General features: G+C 58.5%; 11 protein-coding genes and 2 pseudogenes. 8 read left to right on the top strand and 5 right to left on the bottom strand.

Going from position 1 to position 8510, the window contains the following annotated elements; translation table 11 throughout:
- Both ACR0JI_RS21550 and ACR0JI_RS21545 read left to right on the top strand, forming a co-directional pair.
- Positions 1-508 (top strand): hypothetical protein (locus ACR0JI_RS21550; protein ID WP_480496593.1); only part of this gene is annotated, 508 nt, incomplete at its 5' end.
- Between the two features lie 168 nt (positions 509-676).
- On the top strand, positions 677-1609 hold the full coding sequence (locus ACR0JI_RS21545; RefSeq protein ID WP_480477960.1) for an IS5 family transposase: 933 nt from the start codon (positions 677-679) through the stop codon (positions 1607-1609).
- A gap of 53 nt (positions 1610-1662) precedes the next feature.
- Here the strand turns inward: ACR0JI_RS21545 and ACR0JI_RS21540 are convergent.
- Positions 1663-1893, bottom strand: a pseudogene (locus tag ACR0JI_RS21540) (transposase); the annotation flags it as partial.
- Between the two features lie 337 nt (positions 1894-2230).
- Here ACR0JI_RS21540 and ACR0JI_RS21535 point away from each other — a divergent pair.
- The 3 genes from ACR0JI_RS21535 (at position 2231) to ACR0JI_RS21525 (ending at position 3957) form a co-directional block, all read left to right on the top strand.
- Positions 2231-2986, top strand: a complete 756-nt coding sequence (locus ACR0JI_RS21535) for an SDR family oxidoreductase (protein WP_480496595.1) — start codon at positions 2231-2233, stop codon at positions 2984-2986.
- A gap of 70 nt (positions 2987-3056) precedes the next feature.
- Positions 3057-3479 carry an ArsR/SmtB family transcription factor gene (locus ACR0JI_RS21530; RefSeq protein WP_480496597.1) on the top strand — a complete coding sequence of 141 codons (423 nt, stop codon included), beginning with the start codon at positions 3057-3059 and terminating at the stop codon, positions 3477-3479.
- Positions 3472-3957 carry an SRPBCC family protein gene (locus ACR0JI_RS21525; RefSeq protein WP_480496599.1) on the top strand — a complete coding sequence of 162 codons (486 nt, stop codon included), beginning with the start codon at positions 3472-3474 and terminating at the stop codon, positions 3955-3957. Before ACR0JI_RS21530 ends, ACR0JI_RS21525 begins: the two co-directional genes overlap by 8 nt.
- Positions 3958-3968: 11 nt before the next feature.
- Here the strand turns inward: ACR0JI_RS21525 and ACR0JI_RS21520 are convergent, their stop codons facing one another.
- Entirely contained in the window at positions 3969-4364 is a 396-nt protein-coding gene (locus tag ACR0JI_RS21520; protein ID WP_480496601.1) for a GFA family protein, read from the bottom strand.
- A gap of 75 nt (positions 4365-4439) precedes the next feature.
- Here ACR0JI_RS21520 and ACR0JI_RS21515 point away from each other — a divergent pair, with 75 nt between their 5' ends.
- Positions 4440-4826, top strand: a complete 387-nt coding sequence (locus tag ACR0JI_RS21515; protein ID WP_480496603.1) for a DUF2267 domain-containing protein — start codon at positions 4440-4442, stop codon at positions 4824-4826.
- Between the two features lie 79 nt (positions 4827-4905).
- Here the strand turns inward: ACR0JI_RS21515 and ACR0JI_RS21510 are convergent, their stop codons facing one another.
- Genes ACR0JI_RS21510 through ACR0JI_RS21500 form a run of 3 tightly spaced genes read right to left on the bottom strand, consistent with a single transcriptional unit; the run spans position 4906 to position 7692 of the window.
- Positions 4906-5670 (bottom strand): methyltransferase domain-containing protein, encoded by a 765-nt coding sequence (locus tag ACR0JI_RS21510; protein ID WP_480496605.1) that lies wholly within the window; start codon positions 5668-5670, stop codon positions 4906-4908.
- Between the two features lie 39 nt (positions 5671-5709).
- The gene (locus ACR0JI_RS21505; protein ID WP_480496607.1) at positions 5710-6861 is read right to left on the bottom strand and encodes a glutathione S-transferase N-terminal domain-containing protein; all 1152 of its coding nucleotides are present in this window, start codon (positions 6859-6861) and stop codon (positions 5710-5712) included.
- 54 nt (positions 6862-6915) lie between these two features.
- Positions 6916-7692 (bottom strand): SDR family NAD(P)-dependent oxidoreductase, encoded by a 777-nt coding sequence (locus ACR0JI_RS21500; RefSeq protein WP_480496609.1) that lies wholly within the window; start codon positions 7690-7692, stop codon positions 6916-6918.
- Positions 7693-7916: 224 nt separating this feature from the next.
- Between ACR0JI_RS21500 and ACR0JI_RS21495 the strand changes: the two genes are divergently transcribed.
- Both ACR0JI_RS21495 and ACR0JI_RS21490 read left to right on the top strand, forming a co-directional pair.
- Complete coding sequence (locus tag ACR0JI_RS21495; protein WP_480477974.1) at positions 7917-8276, top strand: winged helix-turn-helix transcriptional regulator; 360 nt, start codon at positions 7917-7919, stop codon at positions 8274-8276.
- A gap of 145 nt (positions 8277-8421) precedes the next feature.
- Positions 8422-8510, top strand: a pseudogene (locus tag ACR0JI_RS21490) (IS6 family transposase); the annotation flags it as partial.

The raw sequence follows: 8510 nt of genomic DNA, 5'->3' as shown, positions 1-8510 counted from the left end.
GTCCTTTTTCCTCCTAGTGCACTTCCCGTACCTCCAGGCCTTTGCCGACGTCAACAAGCGAACCTCGCGCGTGGCCTCGAACATCCCACTTCTGAAGTCGGACCTTGCGCCGATGTCGTTCACGACGATGGACGACAGCGGCTATAACGACGGGCTCATCGGGATCTATGAATTGAACAACGTCGCGCTGCTGCGCGAGGTCTACATGGACGCGTACATGGCGTCCGCGGAAAAGTACCGAATTCTTCGCGCTGAGGTGGATAGCCCGGAAAAGGCTGCGCTTGCCTATCGGGAATTCGTTCGCGCCGCGGTCCGGCGTTGCGTTCTCGAATTCAAGGAGTTCCGAAACGATGCGGTTGATGAGATGGCTTTGGCTGCTGGCGTGCCCGATGCTGATCGAGCGAATGTTGTCGCTTACGTTCGTGAGCAGATCGCGGGGCTCCATGAAGGCAACGTAATCCGCTATCGGCTGAAACCAGACGACCTGAAAGGAGTGAACCTGCGCTAGATCGTCGATCGAACCGGACCGAAGAACGTCTCGCATCAAAAGCGCATTCAATCATTGCGATAGTCGTTGAAATGATGGGCATCCAAAATAGTGTGGTTCGGAGAGGGCTCTGTTGCACAAATCCGGTGAGGGATTCATCTCGTGAATCCAGCGTGGTAGCTGGGGCACATGAGCAGACCGACACCGCCCGCCTACAAGACCAGGAACTGGCCCGTCTACAACATAGCGCTCAAGCGCCGCAGCTCGCTGACGATCTGGTTCGACCCCTCGATGACCTGGGAAGCCACGCCGACCGGGAAGCGCGGGCGGCAGCCCGACTACAGCGACGCCGCCATCCAGACCTGCCTGACCATGAAGGTGCTGTTCGGCATGGCCCTGCGCCAGACAACCGGGTTCGTCGAGAGCCTGTTGCGTCTGATCGGCCTGGACTGGGCTGTGCCCGACTTCAGCACGCTGTCGCGGCGCCAGAAGACCCTGAAGGTCAACATCCCCTACCGCGGCTCGGACGGCCCGTTGCATCTGCTGGTCGACAGCACCGGGATCAAGGTGGAAGGCGAAGGCGAGTGGAACGCCCGCAAGCATGGTGGCGCCAAACGCAGGGTCTGGCGCAAGATCCACATCGGGATCGACGAGAAATCCCTGGAGATCCGGGCCGCTGAGTTCACCACCAGCGACGTGGGCGATGCCCCCATGCTGCCCGAGTTGCTTGACCAGATCCCACCCAATCAGGAGATCGCCAGCGTCACCGCCGACGGTGCTTTCGACACCCGCAAGTGCCATGATGCCATCGCCGCCCGTGGGGCCGCAGCGATCATTCCGCCGCGGAAGAATGCCAAGCCCTGGAAGCCCGACACCTCAGGGGCGATCGCCCGCAACGAGATCCTGTGCACATCGAAGCGTGTCGGCCGAACAATCTGGCGACGATGGAGTGGATACCACCGCCGAAGCAGGGCCGAGACCAAGATGCACTGCGTCAAACTGCTGGGCCGGCGCCTGTCCGCCCGGGACTTCGACCGTCAGGTCGCAGAGTTCCAGGTTCGCGTCGCCGTCCTGAACGGCTTCACCGCGCTCGGCACACCCAGCACAGAGGTCGCAGGATAGGTCTGTCCGGGGAAAGGGGAGCTCTGCCTCTCACCCGATTTGTGCAACAGAGCCCCGGCCAGCCGGTTCTTGCCCGCCTCCAGGAATTCCTTCGACCAGGAATAATACAGGCTCTCGGCAATACCCTCGCGGCGGCACAGCGCAGCAATGCTTTCCCCGCCCCGCAATCCCGCCAGGACAACCCTGATCTTCTCCTCGGTTGAGTAGTGCTTGCGCGTCTTGCGTTTGATGCCTCTGACCAGCTTGTCAGCGGCATCCTTACTTGTTCCGGATTTCTTGTTCATCTTCACTCCATAAAGGTTACGATGAACCAGAAATCCTCCGTTGCTCAAACCCTTAAATTTGTCCGGTAAGCGCTGATGTCAGACAGCATACCGCACCGGGCTTTGGATTTAAGTCCAGCCAGTTAGGGCGAGCCGGGAAAGCCCGGCAGGGCCGTGGCGCAGGCGGCCCCGCGCTGGCCACCCGCCATCGTCTCGTGCCCGCCCGATCCTCAGCACCCCACGACCCGGTTCTTGCGCATTGGGTCCCACACCCGTGCCAGTAGCAAGAAACGGGTCGATTGGCCGGCGGTCGGCCCGATAGACCCATGGTTATGCAAATAAGTTGAAAGGCATGATCATGGAACTGAAGAACAAGACCGTCATTGTCACCGGCGCAAGCAGTGGCATCGGGGCAGCCGCGGCGCTGCTCTTTGCCGCCGAAGGCGCCAACGTCATCCTTGGTGCGCGGCGGAAGGCCGAACTGGACCAGCTGGTCGGGCAGATCACTCAAAGCAATGGCAGGGCAACCTGCCTTGCCGGGGATGTCACTGACGAAGCTTACTCGAAGGCGCTGGTGGCGCTTGCGCTGGACAAATACGGCGCGGTCGATGGTGCCTTCAACAATGCGGGCATCATGGGCGATATGGGTCCGGTTTCGACGATGAGCACGGCGAACTGGGACGCGGTAATCGCTGCGAACCTGACCAGCGCGTTCTACGCGGCGAAAGCCCAGATCCCGGTCATGGCCGCGCAAGGAAAAGGGTCGATAGTCTTTACCAGCTCATTCGTCGGGTTCAGCAATGGTGGCATGCCGGGGATGGCCGCCTATGCCGCATCCAAGGCGGGGATGATCGGCTTCACACAGGCGTTGGCATCGGAACATGCGGGGGATGGGGTTCGCGTCAACGCCGTGCTTCCCGGGGGAACGATGACCGCAATGGCCGGTGACGATCCCGACACGCATGCATTCATCGCCGGCCTGCATCCGGTAAAACGCCTTGCCGAGCCAAAGGAGATTGCCCAATCTGCGCTCTACTTGTTATCGGACCGGGCGAGTTTCGTAACCGGGACGCCACTCGTCGCCGATGGCGGCATGTCGGTCCGGCTGCTCTGAGATCTTGCCGTTGGCCTTCTTATGGCCAACGGCTTCAATTCGGCCCGTTCGGTGGGGATTGCGTTGCTGCGTGACGCCTGTTGCCAAGGCCGGTCACTCCGAATTTCTTATTTTACCAGTTGATTTATTAACCTATTGGTTTAATAAAGTACGTATGACTGACCAGACCAAGCTTGATGCGGCTTTCTCGGCCCTCGCCAATCCGACACGGCGAGCCATACTTGCGAGGTTAGCACAGGGCGAGGCGACCGTGAACGAACTGGCCGAACCGTTCGCAATGAGTTTGCCGGCCGTATCGAAGCATATCCGGGTTCTGGAAGACGCAGGCTTCATCTCACGCGGTAAGAACGCTCAGTTTCGACCTTGCAGGATGGATGCAAGACCGCTGGAGGCCATCGCCGAATGGACAGAACAATACCGCCATATCTGGGCGGCAAGGTTCGATGCCATGGCCGACGTCCTGAAGCAAATCGGGGAGATTTCCGATGAATGAAGTTCAAAGATGGGTTCGCATCGAACGCGAGCTTGCGGCGTCAATCGATGCGGTCTGGAATATGTGGACCGATCCGGCGCTCTTCAAACAATGGTATGGCCCGATGGGCATGACCGTGCCATTTGCGGAAATGGATGTCGTCGTTGGCGGGCAGCGCAAGATCTGCATGGAGATGAAGACGCCCGACCGGACCATGTCCATGTGGTTCATCGGCGTCTACAAAGAGGTCACGGCGCCCACCCGCCTGGTCTATACCGAGAGCATGTGTGATGCCGACGGCATCCTCATTCCGCCCTCCAGCATGGGAATGCCCGAGGGTACGCCGGACGTGACGGACGTCATTGTGGAACTGGCGGAAGCGGACGGCAAGACACGCATGACAATGATCCATATCGGTGTGCCCGAGGGATCAGCGGGCGAAAGCGGCTGGACCCAGGCATTCGAGAAGCTCATGACGCTCGTTGAGGGCGCGCCCTGACTCGATCCAGACTATGACGGTGGATGGCCATCAGACTGCGGGGCGTCATCGCAAATCTCATACCAGTCCGGTTTTTCAAAGACGAATTCGTGAAACTGGTTTCTGACGCCGAACTCCGTATCCAGAGCATTCGCGGCAATCGGAAAACTGTTATCGTCCGAGAGGATTTCCCCAAGCGACGTGCCACAGAACCTGCAGAAGCACCGCGCGTACTTGTAGGGCGGAGCGGGCCGATAGGTCGCCACATGCTCCTTTCCCTGCAGCCAGTTCAGGTCTTCCTTCTTCACGAAGACGATGACGCTGGCGCCAACCTTGCGGCAGCGCGAGCAATGACAGGTGCCCATCATCGACGGCTCGGACGAAAGCTCAAATCTTACCGCCCCACAGCAACAGCTTCCCTGAATCATAAGACGATTCCTTCGTATCAAACAGACAACCTTGATGAGAACATTAAGTGAACAATGGTGTTTGAGCGATGAAGAATGTACCTGGATTCTGACAACAACACATATACCGCACTTGATGTGGTATTTCAGGTGTTTCGAGGGCGCTTAACCGCCCAGGAGGAGCTAGATTTCGCCAGTGTGCTCCCGTGCGTTCCCCGGGCGATTTTCGTGAAGGATTGGGACATCTCGGATCAACCGCTTCCGTTTGGTGACCGCGCTTCTCTTGTCGAAGAAGTCCAAGCCGTCCGAAAACATCACAACCTCACTCCCGATAATGCCATCCAAGCGGCCGCCTGGGCATTGCGGCGGCACAAAAACGCGCGTAATTTCCAGCGGGTGCTCGACAAGCTGCCCCTAGAGGCCCGTGATTTCTGGTACGTCGAAGTCTCGGATCCATCTGAACTGGAACAGCGTATTATCTAAGCAAAAAGTCGCCCGGCTTTGAGAGGAACCCAGAGCCGCGTATAAGGGCCACTAGGTTGCGACCCCACCTTTCAGGCCATCAAGCAGAACGTCGTTTCCGGGCCTGGGCGCAATAAACGATTTCCCAAACACAGGTTGGTCGGAACTGCCGCCGCTCGTTGGCAAGCCGGTCTTCAAGGGTATCGATATCGATATCGATGTCAGTCTTCGATGCAATCGAGTATCGTTCAAGGCGCGGAAGCGCCGCGCGGACAATCGAAGCAACCGGATAGCGAGACGAGGGTGTCAAAAGGTTCGCTTCGGCACGGATCGCTTCCACCTCCAGTCCCGCTTCCGAAAGAACGGCGTACATATGGCTGCCCATGTGGATGTCGGCGCCTTCGGCCAACAGCATATCGCGAAGCCAGCCACGGACCCGATCATGCAGCGGCCAAGGCGCTCCGACCTGTTCGATTGTGGCTAGGTCATGCTCATGGAACAAGGCGCGACCACCCGGCTTGAGGACGCGGGCAAGGCTGCTTACCGCTGCCACAGGATCTCGCTGATACATCAGCACACGCCGTCCGATAGTGGCCTCGCAGGTCTCGTCCTTGATTCCAGTCGCGTCAAAACCTCCTTCAGAGAATGTGACGTTGCGCAAACCCAACTCGGCCCGTCTGGCGCGTGCCAATTGCAATGCGCCTGCGTCCCGATCAAGACCGATCACCTGACCGTGCGATCCGACCCGTTCGGCCGCCATGAATGACACCGCGCCGGTGCCGCAGCCGATATCAAGCACGCGCATGCCCGAACCGATACCTGCCGCTTCGAGCAGCCCCATAGTCATCTGGTCAACGTTGTTCACTGCCAAACAGCCAGTTTCAATTGTCCTTACGGCCGAAACTCAAACCGGTGGGCGGTGCGGCATACCCGTACCGGTGTCGAGATAGGCCTTTAAGCTGTCGACAAAAAACCTGTCCCATCCGGCCTCGCATACCTCGTAACAAAGAAGGCTTGGTGAAAGCCCCACATGTTCGAAACGAACTCGCGCGCCGTTTTCTTCGGGCGAGATGGTCCAGATCGTCCGCGTGCCGAGCCATTCTGTCTCGATCTCCTTGGGCTTGCCTTCATGCAGGTGCAGCGCCTCGACGCATTCCAACTCGACCAGTTTTCCGGGAACAAGCCGCCTGGCTTCGAAAGTCCAGTACGACCGGCCCGGCGGAAAGGTGAACTTGGCCCGGTCGCCCTCTTTCCGGATCGGCTGATCAGGTGTGGTCCACCAGTGTTCGAACCCTTTCGTCAGTGCTTCGAAGACCTGTTCCGGGGTGGCCGCGACCGTGAGAGACTTTTTATAGTTTCGCATGGAAGGTACTGCCTCCTGTTCATTCCAATGCGGAGGCAACGTGTCCTCAATACCGGGAAGCTCGCTCATCCGGGCTTTCCACTCGGATACCCGTGGATAATGATCAGGCGGATAGCCGAAACCAAGCCGGTCCATTACCTTGTGGTGGTTCTCGACCGCCCGCTGGATAAGGCGGATTTCCGGGAACACAACCGCGTCTGCCGCACTCGGTTCATCACCCGCCAAATAGGGGCCTTGAGCCAGCAGGCTTTCAAGCCAGCGGCATTCAGCATGCAGCTTTTCACTGGCTCCGACCAGTGCCTTGTCTTCTTCGCTGCCCGGCTGCGGGTCGAGCCGCTGCAGCAAGACCGGCACCAGCACAGCACGATTGGCCTCGCGCACATAGTCGCAAGCTTCCATGGTGACCTGCCAGATTCGCGCGGCCTCGTCCGGTGTTGCGCCAAAGAGTGGAGGCTCGGGATAGCGCCGATCCAGCCAGGCAAGGGCGGCGATTGAATCGCGGATGACGATGCCGTCGGCTTCCAGCACCGGGACGGTGGCGCGCGGATTAAGCGACAGAAAGGGTTCGGATTTGTGTTCTCCGGCGGAGGCTTGCAGAACGTGCTGTTCCCAAGGGATGCCTTTTAGGGCGAGTGCCACAAGCACTCGCCAGGGTCGCGGTGCGCCGCTGATTGTGTGGATGGTCAATGTCATGGTTCAGGTCCTAATCCTCAATTGCGAAATTGTTATGGGGCGGCACGGATATCATCATTCCAGGATATGTCCCGCCGACTGGTTGAGCATGGTGCCTGCCATGCAAGAGGCAAGATCGGACGCCGCAAAAGCAAAGACCCCGGCGGTATCTTCGGCAGATGGCAGGCGTTTGAGCGCGGTCTTGTTCTGCTCGACAAAATCCTTCATGCCCGCGTAGTCGAGGCCTATTTGCCCGCCCATCGTCTTGAACGTGTAATCGATGGTTGACGATTCTGGCAACGCTTCGGACCGCACACCCAGAACACGAATGCCTGCCGGTCCCCATTCATGCGCCAGTACACGCATCAACCCCTCAGTCGCAGCATGAGAGGCCGAAGCCGCCGCCGACCACGGGGCTCCGACCTTGGCCAGTGTCGAGGTGTTGAAGATCACCGTACCAAACCCCTGCCGGGTCATGTAAGGATAAGCCGCTTTGGCCGAGATGAACTGAGCGCAGGTGTCGACGGACAGTGGCAGAAGGAACTGCTCGGAGGAAACCTCGACGCTTGGGTTGCCGTGATGATAGTCCAACGGTCGTACGCCTGCGAGGTTCACGACAATATCGATGCGGCCTTGCCTTTCCCAGACCGCGTCCACAAAGTCGGACACCGCCGAAGTGTCGGTGGCGTCAAGATCTCGGTAGTCGGCAAGTTTTTCAGCGATACGTGAGTGGGCGCCGTTTCGACCGGCACCGAACACGATTGCCCCTTCCCGCAAAAAACGCTCGGCGACATGGCGTCCGATATGCCCGTTTACACCGAGGACGATTGCGGTTTTCCCTTCCAAAAGCATGGCTTGATCTTCCCTGTTCCTGTGTGCGCTGCATCAATATGGGATTTTGCAACCTATTGAAAAGAAGGCAGTTTTTCTTTACTTGGTCAGGTTTTTGCTACTATTGGCGGCGATTCTCTGGTCGCGCCTTGGGGCAACCCGATGAATTTCCATACAAATGGTTTGATTTGTGAGCAAACTTACAAAATAATGGTTGGTAGCAAATTAGTACTAGGGAGGCTGCCATGAATGTCATGAAAAACGTCACGGACGAATCACGGCCATCGAACGACGCCTTTGCCGAGCGCTGCCCCATGCCCGATATCGCCCGCTTGATTGGCGGCAAGTGGAAACTGATCATTCTTCAAGTTCTGATCTTCCAGGGCACGAAGCGCTTCGGCGAACTCAAGCGGGACGTGGACGGGATCACGCAGACCATGCTGACTGGGCAGCTTCGGGCGCTGGAGGAAGATGGGCTGGTGACGCGCGAGATATTTCCAGAGGTGCCGCCACGGGTAGAATACACGGCGACCCAAAAGGCGATGGCCCTGACCAAGATGTTTCACGCAATGCACGATTGGTGGCTTCTAGAATGTGAGAAATAGGGATATTTGATGGGCGCGACATGGCCGTGGCGCGCAAACGGCTTGACGGATCGACAATGCCCCGATAGCTAGGTGGCAGGCTGCAGACGCCCGCCGCCGGCATTGCCAAGTTGATCGCGCTGTCCATTTCGGATGGCGCGGTACCATGACCATACCGACTTCATTGCCGCGGCTGAAAGGCTTCCGTTTTCCTCGCGAAATCATCGCCTATTCGGTGTGGGCATATCATCGGTT

It is taken from the genome of Ruegeria sp. N10, from assembly GCF_056531545.1.
This window is presented reverse-complemented; position numbering and strand designations above follow the sequence as displayed.